This window comes from Rhodococcus sp. BP-261 (genome assembly GCF_019835205.1).
Taxonomy (GTDB): Bacteria; Actinomycetota; Actinomycetes; order Mycobacteriales; family Mycobacteriaceae; genus Rhodococcoides; species Rhodococcoides kyotonensis_B.
This window is the reverse complement of record NZ_JABUCO010000041.1, coordinates 1-21550: the sequence shown is the minus strand read 5'-3', so window position 1 is coordinate 21550 and position 21550 is coordinate 1. Positions and strand designations below refer to the sequence as shown.

The window sequence follows — 21550 nt, the reverse complement described above, 5'->3', positions numbered from 1 at the left end:
GTGTCCATCGCCGCGACCGCGTCGATCACCAGCCACGCCACATGATCGTCATCGAGCCAGTCCCGGATATCGGGTGGAATCAAAAACCCCTGATCGAGACCGGAAGGTCGATAGTCACGCGCCACCCCGCCATCATCCCAAACCAGGCCCACCACCACTCAAGCGAAACACCCTCAATTAAGCAACAGGCTCTCCAGTCCAACTAATCACGCACGGGCCGCGCAGCGGCATCAGTTGGTGCGGCGACGAGCCTTCTCGAGCGCGGCGAGGGTCGTCAGTACCGTCGTGCGCTGCTTGTCGAGATCCTTCAGACGCGCACGAGCGGGCAGGCTCTGCTGGCCGTCGAGCGCGGCGATCTGCTCGTCGATTCCGGTGAGCTGACCGAGCAGCTTCTGAACGCGCGACTGCAGCTCGATCAGGTCGATGCCGGTGACACCGGCCTGCGCCTTCTTCGGTGCGGGTGCCTTCGCGGGAGCCGAGGACGAAGACGACGAGGTGCTCGGAGCCACACGCGGGGCAGCGACGGCCGCAGCGGCCCTGGGGCGCAACGCTTTGCGGACGGCGGCCGGGTCCGGCAGCTTCTCGAGGCGGATGCTGTTCAGGACGGCGCGGGCGTCACGAGCGGTGACGCGGTACTCACGCTCTTCCTCGTCGTCCGATGCGAGCGTGCCGCCGAGGGGGCGGAGGCCGTACATGCCGATGAAGTGCTTGGCCTCGTCGATGATGGCTTCTTTTTCACGGCACAGGCCGCAGCGAGGCTCGTTGCGATAGTCCTCGATCGAGTCGGTGCTTCCGCACCAGACGCACCCACCCGGGGTCCAACGAGCGATTCGGACGGTAGAAGTTGCAGCCGGGCTGTCCAGAGTTTGTGCGTCGATCACGACGAACCATCTTAGGGCACAACGCAAGCCGTCCCGCACACCCCCTCCCGGCCGAACTGCGCTTTTCGATCACCGTAGTGATCAAGCTCATTCGACCAGGGGGGATGTGCGGGACGGTGCGAAAAGATACCGAGCGGACTGCTGAAGCCTATGCAGAACCGTTGAACAGGCTTGTGACGGAACCGTTTTCGAAGACCTCGCGGATGGTGCGGGCGAGGAGCGGCGCGATGGACAGCTCGGTGAGCGTGTCGAAGCGCTTGTCCTCGGTGATCGGCAGGGTGTTGGTGACGACGACTTCCTTGGCACCGCATGCAGCCAGACGCTCAGCGGCCGGGTTGCTCAGGACGCCGTGGGTGGCGGCGATGACGACGTCGCCTGCGCCGGCTTCCTTGAGGACCTTGACGGCTCCGGCGATGGTGCCGCCGGTGTCGATCATGTCGTCGATCAGGATGCAGGTGCGGCCTTCGACGTCACCGACGACGCGGTTGGACTTGACCTGGTTGGGCACCAACGGATCACGCGTCTTGTGGATGAAGGCGAGCGGTGCACCGTCGAAGCTGTCGGCCCACTTCTCGGCGACGCGGACGCGGCCCGAGTCGGGGGAGACCACGGTGATGTGCTCGAGGCTGTACTTGTCGCGGATGTGCTCGGCGAGCTGGCTGTGCGCGTGCATGTGATCGACGGGGCCGTCGAAGAAGCCCTGGATCTGATCGGTGTGCAGGTCGACGGTGATGATGCGGTCGGCGCCTGCGGTCTTCAGCAGGTCGGCGACGAGGCGAGCCGAGATCGGTTCGCGGCCACGGTGCTTCTTGTCCTGGCGGGCGTACGGGTAGAACGGCAGGATCGCGGTGATGCGCTTGGCCGAACCACGCTTCAAAGCGTCGATCATGATGAGCTGTTCCATCAACCAGGTGTTGAGCGGGAACGGGTGGCTCTGCAGCACGAATGCGTCGGAGCCGCGAACCGACTCCTCGAAGCGGACGAAGATCTCGCCGTTGGCGAAGTCCCGCGCCGTCTGAGGGGTGACTTCGATCCCCAGTTCTTTCGCCACCTGCTGTGCGAGTTCCGGATGGGCTCGACCCGAGAAGAGCATGAGGTTCTTCTGGTTGTCGATCCAATTAGGGGTGGTCACTACTGTTCGCCGTCCTTCGATTCATGCGACTCGGCGGCCAGGGCGCGTGCTGCAGCTTCCGCTGCGGCCGTGCCTGGACGCTTCTTCTCGACCCAGCCCTCTATGTTGCGCTGGGAACCAGCGGAAACGGCGAGCGTCCCCGGTGGTACATCGTTGCGGAGCACTGTTCCTGCTCCGGTGTAGGCGCCGTCGCCCACGCGGACGGGAGCGACGAACATGTTGTCCGATCCCGTGCGTACGTGAGAGCCGACCACGGTCCGCGACTTGTTGACGCCGTCGTAGTTCACGAAGACCGACGACGCTCCGATGTTGGAGTGTTCGCCGATCGTCGCATCGCCGACGTAGGTCAGGTGCGGGACCTTGGAATGATTGCCGATGGTGGAGTTCTTCGTCTCGACGAACGTGCCCACCTTGGAGCCGGTGCCGATCTCCGACCCCGGACGGAGATATGCGAAGGGCCCGACGGTCGCGCCGGGCCCGATGTGTGCCAGCTCTGCCTGTGCGCGAACGACGCAGGCGCGATCGCCGACGACGACGTCGCGCAGCGTGGTCTCCGGGCCGACGACGGCGTCCTCGCCGACGTGCGTGTTGCCCAGCAACTGCACTCCCGGCTCGAGACGCACGTCCGCACCGAGGGTGACGTCGATGTCGATCCACGTCGTCGACGGATCGACGACGGTCACGCCCGCTCGCATGTGCTTCTCGACGATGTGGCGGTTCAGCACGGCCGTCACGCGCGCGAGCTGAACACGGTCGTTGACGCCCATGACGAGGTCGGGGTCGGCGAGTTGCGTGCCGTAGACGGACAGGCCGCTGCTCTTGCTGATCTTGACCACGTCGGTCAGGTACAGCTCCTGTTGCGCGTTCTGCGTACTGATCCGCCCGAGTGCCGTACGCAGGGCGGCCGCGTCGAACGCGTAGACGCCGGAGTTGACCTCGGTGATCGAGATCTGCTCGGGGGTGGCGTCGGAGTGCTCGACGATCTCGCCGACCTCACCGTCGTCGGTACGCACGATGCGCCCGTATCCGTTGGCGTCGGCGGGGACGAACGTCAGGATCGTCGCGGCGGCCTTGGTCGGAGCGCTGAGGTGCTCGTCGAGCAGAGCCTTGAGGGTGTGGCCGTCGAGAAGGGGCACGTCCGCGGCGGTGACGACGACGGTGCCCTCGAAGTCCTCGGGCAGTGCCTGCAGTCCGCACTGCACCGCATGGCCGGTACCGAGCTGCTTGTCCTGGACGGCAGTGTGAATGGTGCGTCCGAGTTCGACGCCGAGCTCGTCGACGGCCTCGGTGACACGCTCGCGGTCGTGGCCGACGACGGTGACGAGGTAGTCCGGCCCCAGATCGGCGGCTGCGTGCAGCGCGTGGGCGAGCATCGTGCGGCCGGCGAGTGCGTGGAGAACCTTCGGAGTCTTCGACCGCATTCGGGTGCCTGCACCCGCTGCGAGAACGACCACGGCGGTGTGCACTGGCAACTGAGCTCCTCGGCGAAAATCGCGCATAACTGATCCAAAGGCTTCTTCGCTCCGCCGCCAGGACTCGAACCTGAACTATCTGAACCAAAATCAGAGGTGCTGCCATTACACCACGGCGGATCATGACCAGCGGTTTCGTAGTGACCCCGCGACCCGATCACCCAGGTTACGCAGCCACGGCTCCACCGCCGAGCGCAACGAGTCTCGCATGAGATGTGGTTGTCAGTCGAACCGCTGCCGTAAAACGTGTCCGACGCACCATTAGGCTCGTGACCGAGGCTCCGCGACGGTCGGGGGACGAGCGAGAACCGTGGGAGGCTTTCATGTCCGAACCCGAGCGTCCGCCCCGCGTGCGCATGACCGGTACGCAGCGCCGGGAGCAGTTGATCGAAATCGGTCGCTCGTTGTTCGCCGAGCGTGGGTACGAGGCGACGTCGGTCGAGGAGATCGCAGGTCGCGCGCACGTGTCCAAGCCCGTCGTCTACGAACATTTTGGCGGTAAGGAAGGCCTCTACGCCGTCATCGTCGACCGCGAGATGTCCACTCTGTTGTGGATGATCACGTCGTCGCTCGAGAACAACAGGTCGCGCATCCGCGTCGAACGTGTCGCGTTGGCCCTGCTCACGTACGTCGAGGAGCGCACCGACGGCTTCCGCATCCTGGTGCGAGACTCTCCCGTCGCCGCTGCCGACGGCAAGTACTCGTCCCTGCTCAACGACGCCGTCAGCAAGGTCGGGCACATACTCGCCGGCGACTTCACGCGTCGCGGATTCGATGCCGGTTTCGCTCCTCTGTACGCGCAGGCACTCGTCGGCATGGTGTCGATGACGGCACAGTGGTGGCTCGACGTCCGTGAACCGTCCAAGGAAGTGGTAGCGGCTCACGTTGTCAATCTGTGTTGGAACGGTCTCACCAATCTGGAGGCTGCACCGCAATTGGGCGAGGAATGAGCGGTCCATTTTCACTCTCGTGAGCAAAAGAGCGAGTACAGTCGCTTTCACTGCGGTGAGGTGCACGTCACACGTGCAGGTGATAATTGTTCGGACCGGAAGCAAGTTGAGAGAGGCCGTAAAGCCACCGGGTGGTACCGTTCGTTCGTAATTTGCGCAGTGGCGGCCCAGTATTGCGAAGGCGGAATCAATGGTCAGACAGGCCCGCGCCGAGATAACTCGCGACACCGTCTTGGCGGGCGCAGCGAACGTATTCCTGCGTCTCGGCTACGCGAATGCGAGTCTCAGCGAGATCATCTCCCAGTCTCAGGTCACCAAGGGTGCTCTGTACTTCCACTTCGGGTCGAAGGAAGAGCTGGCCCGCGCGGTCATCGACGAGGGAAACACGCGACTGACGACGGCGTGCAGGCAGTTCAACGACGGCCGCATCCCCGCGCTCGAAGCAGCGATCGGTATCTCCTACATCGTGGTGGATCTATCGGTCAGCGATCCCATGGTGTCGGCCATGCTGCGGCTCAGCCACCAGATCGGCGACTACCGCGGAACCCAGGGCAACGTCATGGCCGGGTGGGCGGATGCGTTCGACACCCTGGCGGCCAAGGCCATCAAGCAGGGCGACATCGATTCGACCGCCGACTCCAGGACCATCGGCTCGCTGGTTCTCGAGATCCTGACCGGCGTGCACATGGTGGCTGTGGCCACGGCCAACACCGCCGAGTTGCCGTCGCGCATGGAACGTCTGTGGTACTACCTGCTGCCGTCTCTCGTGACGCCGGGCAAGCTCGAGTACTTCCGTGAGTTCGCAGCACGACGGGTCATCCGGCACTAGGGCTTCCGCTTCGCCCGGTAGGGCCGGATAGGATCGAGCGCGATCGCCGGTTTTCCGCCCCGTCCTGCGGGGTAGATGCCGGACTGACAGTCGTGCCGATCTTGCTCAGGAGCCCCGCAGTTGCCTTCCGATTCTTCGCTTCATCTGTCGGGTCTCGCGCGCGTCGCTCTCGCCGACGCGACGCTGCAGTCCGTCGCCGAGGCGGTGGGTGCCGCCGAACGCACTCTGGTCGGCCCCAACGCGTCGAGGCCGTTCGTCGCGGCAGCGATGGCCGAGCGGACGCAGGTTCTGGTGGTCACCGCGACCGGGCGTGAAGCCGACGAGCTGACCGCCGAACTCGAGCAGATCCTCGGTGACTCGGTGGTGCAGTTCCCGTCGTGGGAGACGCTGCCGCACGAGCGTCTCTCGCCCAGCGCGGACACCGTCGGCAAGCGACTGCAGGTGCTGCGCCGCCTCGCGCGTCCCGACGACGCCGATTACGGCCCGCCCATCCAGGTCATCGTCACGACGGTCCGCTCACTCGTGCAACCGATGTCTCCGGGGCTGGGGGAGATCGAGCCGGTCACGTTGAAGGTCGGCGTCGAGACCGACTTCGACGGCCTGATCCACCGTCTCGTCGAGCTCGCCTACACCCGCGTGGACATGGTCGGCAAACGTGGAGAGTTCGCCGTCCGCGGCGGCATCCTCGACATCTTCTCGCCGACGGCCGATCACCCGGTGCGCGTCGAGTTCTGGGGTGACGAGGTCACCGAGCTCCGCGCGTTCTCCGTCGCCGATCAGCGATCTCTGGCCGACGTCCAGGTCGATTCGGTCATCGCCCCGCCGTGTCGGGAACTGATCCTGACGCAGGAAGTCCGCGATCGTGCCGCGGCGCTGAGCGCGGACAACCAGGCCGACGCGGCTCTCGTCGAGATGCTCGACAAATTGTCCGGTGGCGTTCCGGTCGAAGGCATGGAGGCGCTGCTGCCGTTGCTTCAGCCCGGCGAACTCCAGCTGCTCGCCGACATCCTTCCGCGTGGTGCTCACGTCCTGCTCTGCGATCCCGAGCGAATCCGTACGCGCGCAACCGATTTGGTGCGCACCGGGCAGGAATTTCTCGAAGCGTCGTGGACGGCGGCGTCCGTCGGCGGCGCGGCCCCACTCGACGCGTCGACACTCGATACGTCCAGCCTGGGCGGTGTCGGCCTCGATCTCGGTGCATCCGCCTATCGCTCGCTGCGGCAGGTTCGGGAATCCGCCGAGGCACACGGTCGCCCGTGGTGGACCATCAGTCCGCTGGCTTCCGGCAGTGACGACGAGGTCGAACTCGCCATCGAAGGTGTCCCCGAGGTCCGCGGCTCCGAGGAACTACTGGCCGGTGTCTTCGCAATGTTGCGCGGACATGTGTCGACGGGCGGTCGCGCCGTCATCGCCGTCGCCGGGGCGGGCACCGCTACGCGCATCATCGAGCGACTCGGCGAGGCGGATGTGCCTGCGGCGCACATCGACTCGGGTGCCGAGCCGCTGCCCGACGTCGTCAGCGTCCTGTGCGGTTCGCTGCACGAGGGACTGATTCTGCCCGACGCTGGACTCGTCGTCGTCACCGAAAGCGACCTCACCGGCAACCGCGTCACCGCGGCCGAAGGCCGAAAGATGCCCGCCAAGAGGCGGAATCAGGTCGACCCGCTCGCACTGGTCGCGGGCGACAGCGTCGTACACGATCAGCACGGCATCGGCCGGTTCGTCGAGATGATCGAGCGGACGGTCGGCGGTGCGCGTCGGGAATACCTCGTCATCGAATACGCACCGAGCAAGCGCGGTCATCCCGGTGACCGGTTGTTCGTGCCGATGGACTCGCTCGACCAGCTCTCGCGCTACGTCGGCGGTGAGCTGCCTGCGCTGAGCAAGCTCGGCGGATCCGACTGGGCCAATACGAAACGCAAGGCGCGCAAGGCCGTTCGCGAAATCGCAGGCGAGCTCGTGCAGCTGTACGCCGCACGCCAGGCCGCGCCAGGTCACGCATTCGGCCCGGATACGCCGTGGCAGCGCGAGATGGAAGACGCGTTCGGGTTCACCGAGACGATGGACCAGATGACGGCCATCACCGAAGTCAAGGCCGACATGGAGAAGGCGGTTCCGATGGACCGCGTCATCCTCGGCGACGTCGGATACGGCAAGACCGAGATCGCGGTGCGCGCGGCGTTCAAGGCGGTGCAGGACGGGAAACAGGTCGCCGTGCTCGTGCCGACAACCCTTCTGGCGCAACAGCACCTGCAGACGTTCCAGGCCCGCATGGCGTCGTTCCCGGTGACAGTGAAGGGTCTGTCCCGCTTCACCCACGGCGCCGACGCCAAAGAGGTGATGACCGGTCTCGCCGACGGGACCGTCGACATCGTCGTCGGAACGCACCGCCTGTTGCAGACCGGCGTCACGTGGAAGGACCTCGGTCTCGTCATCGTCGACGAGGAGCAGCGATTCGGCGTCGAGCACAAGGAGCACATCAAGTCGCTGCGGACGCACGTCGACGTCCTGACGATGTCGGCGACGCCTATTCCTCGTACGTTGGAGATGAGTCTTGCCGGCATCCGGGAGATGTCGACCATCCTCACCCCGCCCGAGGAGCGCCACCCGATCCTCACGTACGTCGGTGCGTACAACGACAAGCAGGTGGCCGCGGCTATCCGACGCGAACTCCTGCGCGACGGCCAGGTGTTCTTCGTCCACAACCGTGTCAGCTCGATCGACAAGGCAGCCAAGCGTATTCGTGACCTGGTGCCCGAGGCGCGCGTCGCGACGGCTCACGGCCAGATGAACGAGGAGACGCTGGAGAAGACGGTGCAGGGCTTCTGGCAGCGCGAGACCGATGTGCTGGTGTGTACCACCATCATCGAGACCGGCCTCGACATCTCCAATGCCAACACACTCATCGTCGAACGCAGTGATTCTCTCGGTCTGTCGCAGCTGCATCAGCTGCGAGGACGCGTCGGGCGAAGCCGCGAACGGGGATACGCGTACTTCCTGTACCCGGCCGAGAAGCCGTTGACCGAGACCGCGTACGACAGGCTCGCGACCATTTCGCAGAACTCCGATCTCGGTGCCGGTATGGCCGTCGCGATGAAGGACCTCGAAATCCGCGGCGCCGGTAACGTTCTCGGCGCCGAGCAGTCCGGTCACGTGGCGGGCGTCGGATTCGATCTGTACGTGCGGCTCGTCGGTGAGGCCGTCGAGGCCTACCGCGCGGCGGCCGACGGCAAGCCGATCACGACGGACGAGGCGCCCAAGGAGGTGCGTATCGATCTTCCGGTCGACGCGCACATTCCGCCCGACTACGTCACCAGCGATCGGCTTCGGCTGGAGGCGTACCGAAAGCTCGCTGCCGCATCGGATTCCGACGAGATCAAGGCTGTCGTCGACGAGCTGACCGACCGATACGGTCCGCTGCCCGAGGAAGTCGGACGGTTGGTGTCGGTCGCGAAACTTCGGCTCATCGCGAAGGAGTACGCCCTCACCGACATCACTGTCGCGGGAACCCAGGTCAAGCTGGCTCCGATGGATCTTCCCGACTCCAAACAGATTCGCCTCAAGCGGCTCTACCCGAACGCGCAGTACCGTGCCACCACCGGCGTCGTGCAGCTGCCGCTGCCGCGCGTCGAGGGTGGTGGCGTCGGCGCCGCCCGTGTACGCGACGTCGAACTGGTCCAGTTCATCGCCGATCTGATCTTGTCCTTGGACGGCAAGCCGTCTCGATCGGTGCTGCTGGAGCAGACTGTGGGGGTGTGATGACGGTAGTGCTGCTCGATCCGGCCCGGCCGACGATGGTCCCGGCCGAGGCGATCGAATTCCTCAGCGGGGTAGTGGAATTCACCGAGGAAGTACCGGTGCGGACCAGATGGCTCTTCTCCGGGACCGCGCGCGCCGACGGGTCCGCGGCCGTGCTCGTCAGCACCGATCCCCGTAATCCCGATGTGCTGGATCGGATCAGGCGCGGTGACCGCGTCGTCGAGTCGCCCAAGCTACCCGGCGACGACCTCATCGCAGCTGTGGTACTGATGGATCGCCTCCGCACGATCGGGGGATGGGAAGCGCAGCAGACACATGCGTCGCTCAGTGGCTACCTCCTCGAAGAGACCTACGAGCTGCTCGACGCCATCCACAGCGGCAACCTCGTCGATCTGAAGGAGGAACTCGGCGACATTCTGCTGCAGGTACTCTTCCACTCACGCATCGCGCAGGACGCCGAGGAGAACGCGTTCGACGTCGACGACGTCGCCGCCGGTCTGGTCACCAAACTGACCCACCGGACACCCCATCTGACCGACGGTTCGACGGGTCCGATCGACGTCGCCACGCAGGAGAAGGCGTGGGAAGAACGCAAGGCGGCCGAGAAGGCGCGTGGATCCTGCCTCGACGGCATCGCGATGGCCCAGCCCGCACTTGCGTTGGCGCAGAAGGTCGTTGCGCGCGCTACCAAGGCCGGGCTGCCCGACGAACTCGTACCCGACGACCTGCGCACCGTCCACATCGGGGTCGACCACAGTCACGGCGGCGAGAGCGCCGAGGACCTGTTGCGTCGGAACGTCCTCGACTTCGCCCGGCGCGTCCGAGGTGCCGAGGAATCCGCCAAGCTCCACGGCGCCGAGCCGGGAAAGCTCACCGCCATCGAGTGGATCGAGAATTGGGGCCGGAAGTAGGGGTTTTCGTTTCCCCGCTTTCCGGAGCGAGGGTGACATTCGGTCACTCGGAGTGACCGAGGGCCGCCCTCGCTCCAGCCGGGCCCGCGGCCACCCCCGCATGAATGACGCTTCCAAGCCATCAGGTCGTATGGATGAACCATTCAAGCGATCGCGGCCCCCGCTATTTCCTCCAGAACAGATGGTGCGTGACGCCGCTGGGGCTGGGGACGATCTCGTGTTCGAAACGGTCGTTCAGCTCGTCGGGCGATTCCCAGAGCTTCAGGCCGTCCCCGAGCTCCAAGTCGGAGACGGCTACATGCATGGTGTCGACGAGGTCCGCGTCGAGGAACTCGCGGATGGTGGTGACGCCACCACCCAATCGCACGTCCCGGCCGTCGGCTGCTTTCTTCGCCTGGTCGAGCACGGTTGCGGCGTCGGCGTCGACGAAATGAAAGGTCGTCTCGCCGAGCGTGATCGACGGGCGTTCGTGGTGCGTCAGAACGAAAACGGGTGTGTGGAAGGGCGGTTCGTCACCCCACCAGCCCTCCCACTCGAGGTTCTCCCACGGTCCCCGTTGCGGCCCGAACTTGTTGCGGCCCATGATCTCGGCGCCGATGTTGTGCGCGAAGTCCCGCGTGAAGTAGTCGTCGAGACCTCGGGTGCCGCCCGGATTGGTGCGATTGGGCCAGCTCGCGGTGGCGCCGGCCCACGCGAACATGCCGGAGTGGTCGAATCCGAACGGGCTCTCGAAGCTCTGGTTCACTCCAGCCGCGACGCCGTCGCTGGAGACGTTGAAATTCTGGACCCGTACTAGCTGTGGCACGTGCGCTCCCGTCGTCGATGATCAAAGTACGGGAAGTGGACCGAGCAGGCACCCGAAACTCATCGCATGAATGGCGCGCCCAAGCTATCTGATCGTATGAATGTGACATTCAAGCGATCAGCCGAACAGCGTCGAACCCCAGTACTCCGATTCGCCCAGCCCCGGGGGACAGGCGAACACAGCCGACCCGACGTGCTGGATGTATTCGTTCATCGCGTCGTGGCGAGCGAGGTTCAACTGCATGGGCACGAACTGCGTCAGCGGGTCGCGGCAGTACGCGATGAAGAACAGTCCGGCGTCGAGGTGGCCGAAGCCGTCGGATCCGTCGGTGAAGTTGTAGCCGCGGCGCAGCAGTTGCACCCCACCCAGTTCTTCCTTCGACGCCAGCCGTACGTGCGCGTCCTTGTCGATCAGGAACCCTTGCGGCCCTTTCGATTCCAGATCCAGGTCGTCGAACTCGTCGCGAAGACCCAGCGGTGCACCGGTTCCCTTGCTGCGGCCGATCACTCGTTCCTGCTCGTTCAGCACCGTGCGGTCCCAGGATTCGATCAGCATGCGAATGCGTCGTGCCACGAGGAACGACCCGCCGCGCATCCATTCCTGATCGCTGTCGCCGACCCACACGAATTCGTCCAGGGCGCCGGGGTCCTCGGCTTTCAGGTTGGCCGTTCCGTCCTTGAAACCGAACAGGTTTCGCGGGGTCGCCTGTGACGTCGAGGTCGACGACGTCCGCCCGAATCCGAGCTGCGACCACTTGACCGACACGGTGCCGAAGCCCACCCGAGCCAGATTTCGAATTGCGTGGACAGCAACTTGGGGATCATCAGCGCAGGCCTGGATGCACAGGTCGCCGCCGGACCTCAGAGGATCCAAGTTGTCGCCGGGGAAATGCTGCAGGTCGGCCAACGACGCCGGTCGCGAACCCTCCAGGCCGAACCGCGTGAACAATCCTGGCCCGAACCCGATCGTCAATGTCAACGACGAGGCCGAAAGACCCAGTGCCTCACCGGTGTCCGTCGGCGGCTTGTATTCGCCCGCGTCGACTGCACCGCCGTCGAATGTCTCTTCGCCCCGCGTCAATCTCTCGGCCATGAGTGTCCACTCACGGAGCATCGCAACGAAGTCGTCGCGCGAATCCGTCGTGACGTCGAAGGCGACGAAGTGCATGCGGTCCTGTGCAGGCGTGACGATGCCTGCCTGGTGGTCGCCGCGAAAGGCGACGACGTCCGACGCCGCGCCTTCCTCACGAGACCCGGCACAACCGCCGGCGATGGCCCCGGCTCCGACGAGAGCTGCCCCCGCCCCGACGGCGCCGAAGAGGCGCCGTCGGGAAAAGCCGTTGTTCCTAGGTTCCTGCGACGACACCTTGCACCTGGCTCACTTCTGCGGACAGGGCGTCGATCTTGTTCGACAGTTCCTGACGCTGGGGTTCGGTGACGGTGTCGTAGGAGACGAAGCCGTCACCCTGGCGGTACTGGGCGAGTTCTGCATCGAGCTCGGCGAACCGGGCGTCGATCTGCGTTCCCAATGCGGCGTCACGCTGATCGATGATCGGACGCACCGCGGCGACGGCAGCCTGCGAACCGTCGACATTGGCCTGGAAGTCCCACAGGTCGGTGTGCGAGAAGAAGTCCTCTTCACCGCTGATCTTGGTCTTCGCGACCTCGTCGAGCAGGCCCTGTGCACCACCGGCGACCTGGATCGGATCGACCGTGAAGTCGTCGGCCTTCACCTTCTCGGCGAGTTCGGCGATGTCGGCCTGCAGCTGATCGGCCATGGCGTTCGTGTCGGGCTGAATTCCCTGCTCCCACAAGTCTTTTTCGATCCGGTGGAAGCCGGTCCACGTGTCTCCGGGCTCGACGTCGGGTTCACGCAGATCGATGCGGGGATCGAGGTCGTCGGGGAAGCTCTCGGCGACAGGCTCGATGCGTTCGTAGTAGCTACGGGTGACGGGGAACTGAGCTTTCGCGGCGTCGATGTCACCGGCCTTGACCGAGGTCACGAACTGAGCGACGGTCTCCTGCAGTGCGTCGACCTGGCTGACGACGTAGCGCTTGTATCCCGACGCGGCCTCCTCGAGCAGACCGTCGTCGTCGGCCTGGCGGACCGCATCGCCGGTGACGACGAAGTCGCCGCGGATGCCGTCGCCGACCATGCCTGCCTTGCATGCCGTGTGGTACGTGCCCGGGTCGGGCAGCGACACGATGAGTTGACGCGTCAGCCCGGGGCCGATGTTCTCGATTTCGCCCATGACGCGGTCGCCCTCGCCGTAGACGTAGAACTCGGTGACCTTCGTTCCGTTGTTGGTGATCTGGAACGTCGAGTTGCCCGTCGTGCCTTCGGTATTCGCGACGTCACACGTGGTGTCGGTCGCTGCTACCTCGATGTCTCCTGCGCTGGCTTCGGACGACGACTTCTCCGTACAGCCGGCGAGCGCCAGGGGAAGAACCGCGACAGCGGCGAGAGCGTAGGTGGTACGACGCATCGAGACGACGCCTTTCATGAGGTGAGTGCGGGTTCGGGAACACGAACCGGACGCAGGAAGAGGAACAGAACGACACCGAGGTAGAGCGCCCAGCCGACGACCTGCAACAGGGTCGGTTCGGGACGGAAATTGAAGATGCCTGCGAGCACGGTGCCGTACCAGCTCGAGGCGTCGAAGTGCGACGTGATGTCGAATGCGACTGTGCCGCCACCGGGGAGTAGCCCGCCGATCTGCACTGCGCGAATGCCGTACGCGAGGATGCCCGCGGCGACGACGATGAGGAAGATGCCGGTGTACCGGAAGAATTTGGCGAAATCGATGCGGATAGCACCGAAGTAGAGCAGTACCGTCAGGACTGCGGCGGCGACGATGCCGAGCAGCAGTCCGAGCAACGGCCACGAGCTGCCGTGTGAGTTCTCGGCGTACCCGACCATCAGCAACGCAGTTTCGACGCCTTCACGTCCGACGGCGAAGAACGACAGCGTCAGCACCGCGATCGGTCCGACGGACAATGCGCGTTCCATTCCGCTGCGCAGTTCCCCGGACATGTCCTTGGCGGCCGTCCTCATCCACAGCACCATCGTCGTGACGATCGCGACGGCGACCAGCGAGGCGAGGCCCGCGATGACCTCCGCGGTCAGACCGGTGACGGTCGAGGTGCCGTAGTGGATGACGAAGAAGATGACCACAACCATCGCCACCGCGATGCCCACGCCCATCCAGACCCACTTCAGGGCGTCGCGACGCTTGGCTTTCACGAGAAACGCCACGAGGATCATGACGACGATGCCCGTCTCCAGTCCTTCACGGAGTCCGATGAGTCCGCTGCCGAACATCTGCGTGGCGATCGACGGAGCGGATCCTGAGGCGGCGAGTACGGACAACGTCTGATGCTCCTGAACGACGAAACAAGGGTAGGCGACCCTACATGCGGTTGTGAGCAACATACACCCTCTTTCGGCCGAGAAAACCCCCTTGAACTGCGCATTCTCCCCGCTTTAGGTTTCTATTACTTTTGATGTGCAGGATGGATCGAGTGAAGAACCGTCTGGGCTGGGTCGCCGCCGTCGTGTCGGTGGGATTCGTGGCCGCCTCCTGTGGGTCTACCGAGCCGCCGCGTCAGATCCCCGAGGGCATCCCGCCCGGTCCCGGCACCCCCGTGCCGATGATCGACTTCAATGCGCCCGGCCGGACCGCCGACCTGCTGCTCGCGTGGGCAGAACCGCAGTCGGCGGAATTGAACATCTCGGCTCCGGCCCTCGCCGCGTATGCGCATGCCGCGGCCATCATGGAGGCGACGTCACCGGACTGCGGCATCGCGTGGACGACGCTCGCCGGCATCGGATACATCGAGAGCAGGCACGGCACCTATCAGGGATCGTCGGTCGCACCCGACGGGACCGTGTCCCCGCCGATCCGTGGAATCCCGCTCGACGGCGCACCGGGCGTCGCCGAGATCCCCGATACCGACGGCGGTCTCATGGACGGCGACCCCGAACACGACCGAGCGATGGGCCCGATGCAGTTCATCCCCGAGACCTGGCGCAAGTGGGGCGTCGACGCCAACGGCGACGGCGTGGCCAACCCGGACAATCTCGACGACGCGGCCCTGACCGCGGCTCGTTACCTGTGTGCGCGCGGCGGCGACCTCCGCACTCCGGAGGGATGGGAGCGAGCCCTCATGGCCTACAACCAGTCCGGGGTCTATCTGCGCGACGTGCGCGACGCGGCCGCCGCCTACTCGGTCGGGACGCGGGCCTAGCTCCGCTTTGCTCGCAGGCACAGCTCTGGTCGCTCCTGCAGGCTCCGCTCCTGCCGTGGCATGCGGGCGTCGTCGGCGAGCGGCTAGTCTGACACCCGGCAGACATCAGCCCGCCCCCGTTACAAGGAGATGCATTCGTGGCCATCATTGAGCAGGTCGGAGCTCGCGAAATTCTCGACTCCCGTGGCAACCCCACGGTCGAGGTCGAGGTCGCACTGGACGACGGAACTCTGACCCGCGCGGCAGTTCCGTCCGGTGCATCCACCGGTGAGCACGAAGCCGTCGAGCTGCGCGACGGTGGCGACCGCTACCTGGGCAAGGGCGTCGAGAAGGCCGTCAACGCTGTTCTCGACGAGGTCGCACCGGCCGTCATCGGCCTTGACGCGATCGAGCAGCGTGCCGTCGACCAGGCTCTTCTCGATCTCGACGGAACCCCGAACAAGTCCCGCCTCGGCGCGAACTCGCTTCTCGGTGTGTCCCTGGCCGTCGCCAAGGCTGCTGCCGAGTCGGCTGGACTCGAGCTGTTCCGTTACCTCGGTGGACCGAACGCGCACATCCTGCCCGTCCCGATGATGAACATCATCAACGGCGGCGCGCACGCGGACAGCGGCGTCGACGTCCAGGAGTTCATGATCGCGCCGCTCGGTGCGCCGACGTTCAAGGAGTCCCTGCGCTGGGGCGCCGAGGTCTACCACTCGCTCAAGTCCGTGCTGAAGGCCAAGGGCCTGTCGACGGGTCTCGGTGACGAGGGCGGTTTCGCTCCCGACCTGGCCGGCACCAAGGCAGCACTCGACCTCATCCTCGAAGCAATCCAGAAGGCCGGACTCGAGCCGGGCCGCGACATCGCGCTCGCTCTCGACGTCGCCGCGACCGAGTTCTACACCGCTGGCACCGGCTACGCCTTCGAGCGTGAGACCAAGTCGGCCGAGGAGATGTCGGCGTTCTACGCACAGCTGGTCGACGCGTACCCGCTGGTGTCGATCGAGGATCCGCTCGACGAGAACGACTGGGACGGTTGGGTCGCCCTGACCGACACCATCGGTGACAAGGTGCAGCTCGTCGGCGACGACCTGTTCGTCACCAACCCGGAGCGTCTCGAGGACGGCATCGTCAAGGGTGCGGCCAACGCGCTGCTGGTCAAGGTCAACCAGATCGGAACGCTGACCGAAACCCTCGACGCCGTCGACCTCGCGCACCGCAACGGCTACAAGACGATGATGAGCCACCGGTCCGGTGAGACCGAGGACGTCACCATCGCCGACCTCGCGGTTGCTGTCGGCAGCGGCCAGATCAAGACCGGTGCCCCGGCTCGTTCCGAGCGCGTCGCCAAGTACAACCAGTTGCTGCGAATCGAAGAAGCTCTCGGTGACGCGGCGCGTTACGCGGGCGAGCTGGCTTTCCCCCGGTTCAATTACGAGGGATAGTTTTCGGCTCGACAGTGAAGGTGGGACATGGCGGCACGACGAGGAAGACCGGGGACCAGTCCGGGTGGACGGGATCCCAGGCCTCGTGGCCGCACGTCGACCGCCCGTAATCGGCAGGCCGGAGCTGCGTCGGGAGACCAGCGCAGCTCCGGTGCACCCGCGCCGGAAACATCCGAGCAGGCGCGCGACGCCGTCGTTGCCGGTAGGGCAGCGCCGAAACGCGTCGGCGCCCGGAAGTCGACACGAAGTGACCGCACGTTTCTGGGATTGTCGACGGGGCGGGCCGTCGTTCTCGCCGTCGTCGTCTGTGCGTTGGCGTTGACGCTCGCGATGCCGCTGCGCACGTATTTCTCGCAGCGCGCCGAGCTTCAGCAGGTGCTCGCCGAACGCGAGAATCTGGAGAACGACGTCAGAAATCTGGAGCTCGAGAAGTCTCAGCTGAACGAGCCTGCGCGCATCGCTGCCGCAGCTCGTACCCGGCTGTTCTGGGTCATGCCGGGGGAGACGCCGTACACGGTGCAGCTGCCCGGCGACGTCGCGAAGTCGGATCGAGAAGAAGAAGCAAACAAGCAATCCGCGGGTCCGTGGTATCGAGACCTGTGGGAATCGGCAGTGCAGCCGCAACCGACCGACGAGCCGGAAACCCCTCCGCTCCCGGCGCTCGCGCCTGCACCTGCTCCAGCAGCAGAAGGAGGACCGGTCGGGTGAGTCCGGCAGTCTCGCAAGAAGATCTCGACGCAGTCGCAGCCCAGCTCGGGCGTGAACCGCGCGGCGTCCTGGAGATCGCGTACAGGTCGCCGGATGGAAAGCCCGGCGTCGTCAAGACTGCGCCGAAGCTTCCCGACGGCACTCCGTTCCCCACTCTGTACTACCTGACCGATCCGCGGCTCACCGCAGAGGCGAGTCGACAGGAGTCGGCGGGAGTGATGCGGGAGATGACTGAACGTCTCGGCACCGACTCCGATTTGGCCGCGGGCTACCGGCGCGCCCACGAGTCCTACCTCGCCGAGCGCAACGAGATCGAGTCTCTCGGAACGGATTTCACCGGCGGCGGAATGCCCGACCGGGTGAAGTGTCTGCACGTGCTCATCGCGCATTCTCTGGCCAAAGGCCCAGGATTGAATCCCCTCGGCGACGAGGCTGTGGCGCTCGCTGCCGAATCGTCGTTGCGCGGCACCGCGATTCCAGCCGACTGGCCCACCGTCGCCGAACTACGCGGAGATACAGCATGACTCGCGTCGCCGCCATCGACTGCGGTACCAACTCCATCAGGCTTCTGGTCGCCGATATCGACGACGGTGTCCTGACGGACGTCGCCCGCGAGATGCGCGTCGTCCGGCTCGGACAGGGCGTCGACGCAACGGGATCCTTTGCGCCGGAAGCCATCGAACGCACCCGGGTTGCGTTGGCCGAGTACGCCGAGATCATCCGTTCCTCCGGTGCTTCCGCATTGCGGATGGTGGCGACTTCAGCGACGCGCGACGCGTCCAACCGCGAGGACTTCTTTGCGATGACGCGCGAGATCCTCGACCCCATCGTGCCTGGATCCGTCGCCGAGGTCATCACCGGCGACGAGGAAGCGCGTCTGTCGTTCGCGGGTGCTGTCGGTGAATTGAGTTCGGGCGATGCGCCTTTCGTGGTGGTGGATCTCGGTGGTGGGTCGACCGAACTCGTCCTGGGCGACGCCGACGGTGTCGAGGCGGCGTACTCCGCGGACATCGGTTGTGTTCGACTGACCGAGCGGTGCCTTCCGTCTGATCCTCCGACCGACGAAGAGATCGCTGCCGCAAGGGCTTTCGCTGGTGAGCGACTGCAGGTCGCATTCGACGCCGTGCCCGTCGAGAAGGCGAGGACGTGGGTGGGCGTCGCGGGCACGATGACGACGTTGGCCGCGCTGGGCCTCGAACTCGAGCAGTACGATCCGAACGCAATTCATCTGTCCCGCATCTCTTTCGCGAAGTTGCGTCAGGTCTGCGACGGACTGTTGCACATGACGCACGACGAACGTGCCGCGCTCGGTCCGATGCATCCGGGACGGGTCGACGTCATCGGCGGCGGATCGTTGGTCACGTTGGCGCTTGCCGACGAATTCGCCCGGCGCGCAGGTATCGACGAACTCGTCGTCAGTGAGCACGACATTCTCGACGGCATCGCTCTCAGTGTGGCTCCGCCACCCGTGCGTGCGTAGGCGCCTCCGGCGCTCGTGCGCGCGAATGTAGTCCAGGGACTACATTTCTGCTCACAACGGGTGACCAGCGACCCTGCATTTCTGCAGTTCGCGTCTGCGGCGGTGTTCCTTGCATCGCATGACGTTTCGGTGTTCTCTGTGCTGGGGGTCACAACTTCCGAAGCGAGGATTATCGATGACGACGACGCAGGCTCCGTCCGAAAAGGGTTTGGCGCGTGCGGCGCAGGCTCTTGCCCGCGCCACCGAGAAATGGTTCCCCGACGCTTACATCTTTGCCCTGGCCGGGGTGGTCGTCGTCGCCGTGGCGGCGTTCGTCAACGGGTCGTCGCCGCAGAATGTCGTCGATGCCTTCGGTAACGGCTTCTGGGATCTGACGGCGTTCACGCTGCAGATGGCGATGGTGGTACTGACCGGGTACGTGGTGGCGACGTCGCCGCCCGTTGCTCGGCTCATCACGCGCCTCGCGCGGATTCCCAGTTCTCCCAGCAGCGCAGTCAGTTTCGTGGCACTGCTGTCGTGTTCGGTGTCGTTCCTCAACTGGGGACTCAGTTTGGTGTTCGGTGGTCTGCTGGCGCGAGCGATCGCCCGCCGGGACGATCTCCGGGTCGACTACCGGGCCCTCGGCGCGGCCGCATTCATGGGTCTCGGAGCGGTCTGGGCGCTCGGCATGTCGTCGTCGGCCGCGCAGTTGCAGGCCACCGCGAGCTCGCTGCCCGCGTCGTTGCTGCAGATCACCGGCGTCCTCGATTTCGGCAAGACGATCTTCACGTGGCAGTCGCTGCTGACGTGTTTCATCATTACCGTGCTGACCGTCGTCATCGCGCATTTCTCCGCGCCGAAGGGTGCGGCGATCAAGACCGCGGAGTCGATGAATGTCGATCTCGACGACACCGTTGCCGAACCTGCACCGCGCAGTCGCCCCGGTGAGTGGCTGGAATACAGTCGCATTCTGCCGTGGTTCGCCGGTGCGATGACGCTGGGTTGGCTTGTGTCGCAGCTGTTGACGCTGCCGGTACTCACTGTGGTGTCGTCGTTGAACGGATACCTGTTGGTGTTCCTGATGCTCGGCCTCGTGCTGCACGGGACTCCGCGACGCTTCCTCGATTCCGTTGCGCAGGCAGTTCCGGCGACGGCAGGCATCCTGGTGCAGTTCCCGCTGTACGCCGCAATGGCCGCGATTCTGACGGAGGCCGAGGGCAGGGGAGGCGTCACGATCTCCGAACACCTTGCGCACTTCTTCACCGACGTCGGCAGCGGCGGGGGATTCGCCGTGGTCATCGCGATCTACACCGTCGTGCTCGGGTTGTTCGTGCCGTCGGGTGGCGGCAAATGGCTCGTCGAGGCGCCCTACGTCATGCAGTCCGCGACGGACGTGCAGATGAACCTCGGCTGGACCGTCCAGATCTACAACGTCGCCGAGGCTCTGCCGAACCTGATCAACCCGTTCTTCATGCTGCCGTTGCTCGCCGTACTGGGCCTGCGGGCACGTGATTTGATCGGGTTCACGTTCCTACAGTTCATCTTTCACTTCCCGGTGGTGCTGCTGCTCGTCTGGCTGTTGGGTACGACATTCCAGTTCGTGCCGCCGGTGATCCCGGGGTAGGGCTGGGCCGATATGATCGTCACCGCTGGAGCCCAGGTTCCAGCGGTGGCCCCTATAGCCCAATTGGCAGAGGCAGCGGACTTAAAATCCGCACAGTGTCGGTTCGAGTCCGACTGGGGGCACCGTTAAGGTGCAGGTCAGAGGTGGTGTCGGACGTGAATGGACGTTCGAACACGTGCGAGAGCGACACAGATTGACACAACTCAAAATAACCGACGTAGCTAGACGTCGATGATCGTAGGTGGATCACTATGGTCACACACCTGCATGCCTCGGCCGTTGGTGCGCGGTCGCGCACCGTGACGCAGCGAGCGGCCCTGTGTATGTCAAGACCCGCGTCGACCCAGGGGGCCTAGTCCGCGACGACAAGACGGGCGTGACGGTCAGGTCAATTAAGTTCGGTGTGAACCGATTCGTCTGTATCTATTTGATCATCAGACAGTAATTCCTTGAATCTGTGGACCGTCTTCTTCTTGGGTGCGGTCTGTTCTGAGACTCTAATTCTGACGTAACGACCATATGTGAGCTCTCCGCTGTCCAGAAGTTCAGCTGGTACTTCCTTGATCTTTCGCTTTCCTCGCCGTCCCGGGCTCACCAGTTCGATCCAACCGGCGTCGCTCAAGCCGCGAACGTTGCCTGCAATCACTTGGTTTTCGACCAGTTCTTCGCGATACGCGAAGAAGCGCATGGCATCTGCTCGTCCGCGCTCCGTTAGCGTTGAGCGCAAACGCTCACCGATGGTGACAAACGCGTCGACTTGGACGTCGGCGTGGAAATCGTTGAGAGCGACCACGAACTTTCGAACAGAATCGAGCAGGGCATCAGGCCTTTTCGAAAGTAGATCCCACGCGTCACCGCGCTCGAACTCGTTGTGCATATCCAGAATCGTGCTCAAGGCACCCTCAAACGCGTCCGGTACTAGGTGTGGAGCAAGGGAACCATCAGCGGGTCCAGCAACGTAGGGCTTCAGGTGCACGATGACGCTGCCCTCGCTGACTGAAGTACCCCAGGTTTTGTTCCTATGCGGTTACGAGGGCCGGGGTGGCCGACTCGCTGGGTTGTGAGATGTCGATCAGGGTGGTCTCGTATTCAGCCGGGGGCATGGAGCCGAGCGCTTCGTGCAGACGCTGATGGTTGTACCACCACACGTATTCGAGCGTCGCGAACTCGACGTCGTCGACCGTTCGCCACGGTCCACGCCGGCGGATCAGCTCGGTCTTGAAGCTCGCGTTGACGCTTTCGGCGAGGGCGTTGTCGTAGGAGTCGCCAACCGTGCCCACCGACGGTGTGATGCCCAGCTCGATCAAACGATCGGTGTAGGTCACAGACAGGTACTGCGACCCGTGGTC

The 21550-nt window shown here is 64.8% G+C and carries 19 protein-coding genes and 2 tRNA genes; 11 read left to right on the top strand and 10 right to left on the bottom strand.

Going from position 1 to position 21550, the window contains the following annotated elements:
* Positions 1 to 230 precede the first annotated feature (230 nt).
* From HQ354_RS24885 to HQ354_RS24870, 4 genes are all read right to left on the bottom strand, one after another.
* Entirely contained in the window at positions 231 to 881 is a 651-nt protein-coding gene (locus HQ354_RS24885) for a hypothetical protein (protein WP_174551390.1), read from the bottom strand.
* A 148-nt stretch (positions 882 to 1029) separates the two neighbouring features.
* Positions 1030 to 2013, bottom strand: a complete 984-nt coding sequence (locus tag HQ354_RS24880; protein WP_084423662.1) for a ribose-phosphate diphosphokinase — start codon at positions 2011 to 2013, stop codon at positions 1030 to 1032.
* The gene (gene glmU / locus HQ354_RS24875) at positions 2013 to 3485 is read right to left on the bottom strand and encodes a bifunctional UDP-N-acetylglucosamine diphosphorylase/glucosamine-1-phosphate N-acetyltransferase GlmU (RefSeq protein WP_222635851.1); all 1473 of its coding nucleotides are present in this window, start codon (positions 3483 to 3485) and stop codon (positions 2013 to 2015) included. The genes HQ354_RS24880 and glmU overlap by 1 nt, the downstream gene beginning before the upstream one ends.
* Positions 3486 to 3534: 49 nt before the next feature.
* Positions 3535 to 3605 (bottom strand) — tRNA-Gln (locus tag HQ354_RS24870).
* Positions 3606 to 3808: 203 nt separating this feature from the next.
* On the opposite strand from HQ354_RS24870, the gene HQ354_RS24865 reads away from it, so the two are divergent.
* The 4 genes from HQ354_RS24865 (at position 3809) to HQ354_RS24850 (ending at position 9934) form a co-directional block, all read left to right on the top strand.
* Positions 3809 to 4435: a TetR/AcrR family transcriptional regulator gene (locus HQ354_RS24865; RefSeq protein WP_084423669.1), complete on the top strand. Its 627-nt coding sequence runs from the start codon at positions 3809 to 3811 to the stop codon at positions 4433 to 4435.
* A gap of 190 nt (positions 4436 to 4625) precedes the next feature.
* A complete protein-coding gene (locus HQ354_RS24860) occupies positions 4626 to 5264 on the top strand; it encodes a ScbR family autoregulator-binding transcription factor (protein WP_068423989.1) in 639 nt (212 codons plus the stop codon).
* A 120-nt stretch (positions 5265 to 5384) separates the two neighbouring features.
* Positions 5385 to 9023 (top strand): transcription-repair coupling factor, encoded by a 3639-nt coding sequence (gene mfd, locus HQ354_RS24855; RefSeq protein ID WP_068423991.1) that lies wholly within the window; start codon positions 5385 to 5387, stop codon positions 9021 to 9023.
* Positions 9023 to 9934 (top strand): MazG family protein, encoded by a 912-nt coding sequence (locus HQ354_RS24850; RefSeq protein ID WP_222635858.1) that lies wholly within the window; start codon positions 9023 to 9025, stop codon positions 9932 to 9934. The genes mfd and HQ354_RS24850 overlap by 1 nt, the downstream gene beginning before the upstream one ends.
* A gap of 163 nt (positions 9935 to 10097) precedes the next feature.
* On the opposite strand, the gene HQ354_RS24845 is transcribed toward HQ354_RS24850, so the two are convergent.
* From HQ354_RS24845 to efeU, 4 genes are all read right to left on the bottom strand, one after another.
* On the bottom strand, positions 10098 to 10739 hold the full coding sequence (locus tag HQ354_RS24845) for a dihydrofolate reductase family protein (RefSeq protein ID WP_222635852.1): 642 nt from the start codon (positions 10737 to 10739) through the stop codon (positions 10098 to 10100).
* 117 nt (positions 10740 to 10856) lie between these two features.
* Positions 10857 to 12104 carry an iron uptake transporter deferrochelatase/peroxidase subunit gene (gene efeB, locus HQ354_RS24840; RefSeq protein WP_222635853.1) on the bottom strand — a complete coding sequence of 416 codons (1248 nt, stop codon included), beginning with the start codon at positions 12102 to 12104 and terminating at the stop codon, positions 10857 to 10859.
* Positions 12085 to 13224: an iron uptake system protein EfeO gene (efeO, locus tag HQ354_RS24835; RefSeq protein WP_222635854.1), complete on the bottom strand. Its 1140-nt coding sequence runs from the start codon at positions 13222 to 13224 to the stop codon at positions 12085 to 12087. Before efeO ends, efeB begins: the two co-directional genes overlap by 20 nt.
* A gap of 14 nt (positions 13225 to 13238) precedes the next feature.
* Complete coding sequence (gene efeU, locus HQ354_RS24830; RefSeq protein ID WP_068424056.1) at positions 13239 to 14108, bottom strand: iron uptake transporter permease EfeU; 870 nt, start codon at positions 14106 to 14108, stop codon at positions 13239 to 13241.
* 143 nt (positions 14109 to 14251) lie between these two features.
* On the opposite strand from efeU, the gene HQ354_RS24825 reads away from it, so the two are divergent.
* From HQ354_RS24825 to HQ354_RS24795, 7 genes are all read left to right on the top strand, one after another.
* On the top strand, positions 14252 to 14986 hold the full coding sequence (locus tag HQ354_RS24825; RefSeq protein ID WP_068423999.1) for a lytic transglycosylase domain-containing protein: 735 nt from the start codon (positions 14252 to 14254) through the stop codon (positions 14984 to 14986).
* Positions 14987 to 15123: 137 nt separating this feature from the next.
* Entirely contained in the window at positions 15124 to 16410 is a 1287-nt protein-coding gene (gene eno, locus HQ354_RS24820) for a phosphopyruvate hydratase (RefSeq protein WP_068424000.1), read from the top strand.
* A 27-nt stretch (positions 16411 to 16437) separates the two neighbouring features.
* Positions 16438 to 17118, top strand: a complete 681-nt coding sequence (locus HQ354_RS24815) for a cell division protein FtsL (RefSeq protein ID WP_068424003.1) — start codon at positions 16438 to 16440, stop codon at positions 17116 to 17118.
* On the top strand, positions 17115 to 17642 hold the full coding sequence (locus HQ354_RS24810) for a DUF501 domain-containing protein (protein ID WP_222635855.1): 528 nt from the start codon (positions 17115 to 17117) through the stop codon (positions 17640 to 17642). The genes HQ354_RS24815 and HQ354_RS24810 overlap by 4 nt, the downstream gene beginning before the upstream one ends.
* Positions 17639 to 18598: a Ppx/GppA phosphatase family protein gene (locus HQ354_RS24805; RefSeq protein ID WP_068424008.1), complete on the top strand. Its 960-nt coding sequence runs from the start codon at positions 17639 to 17641 to the stop codon at positions 18596 to 18598. Before HQ354_RS24810 ends, HQ354_RS24805 begins: the two co-directional genes overlap by 4 nt.
* 175 nt (positions 18599 to 18773) lie before the next feature.
* Positions 18774 to 20201, top strand: a complete 1428-nt coding sequence (locus HQ354_RS24800) for a short-chain fatty acid transporter (protein WP_068424009.1) — start codon at positions 18774 to 18776, stop codon at positions 20199 to 20201.
* A gap of 48 nt (positions 20202 to 20249) precedes the next feature.
* Positions 20250 to 20323, top strand: a tRNA-Leu gene (locus tag HQ354_RS24795).
* Positions 20324 to 20589: 266 nt separating this feature from the next.
* Here the strand turns inward: HQ354_RS24795 and HQ354_RS24790 are convergent.
* Positions 20590 to 21096 (bottom strand): hypothetical protein, encoded by a 507-nt coding sequence (locus HQ354_RS24790; RefSeq protein WP_222635856.1) that lies wholly within the window; start codon positions 21094 to 21096, stop codon positions 20590 to 20592.
* Between the two features lie 124 nt (positions 21097 to 21220).
* Positions 21221 to 21550, bottom strand: a 330-nt coding sequence (locus tag HQ354_RS24785; RefSeq protein WP_222635857.1) for an integrase core domain-containing protein, incomplete at its 5' end; no start/stop codon positions are given.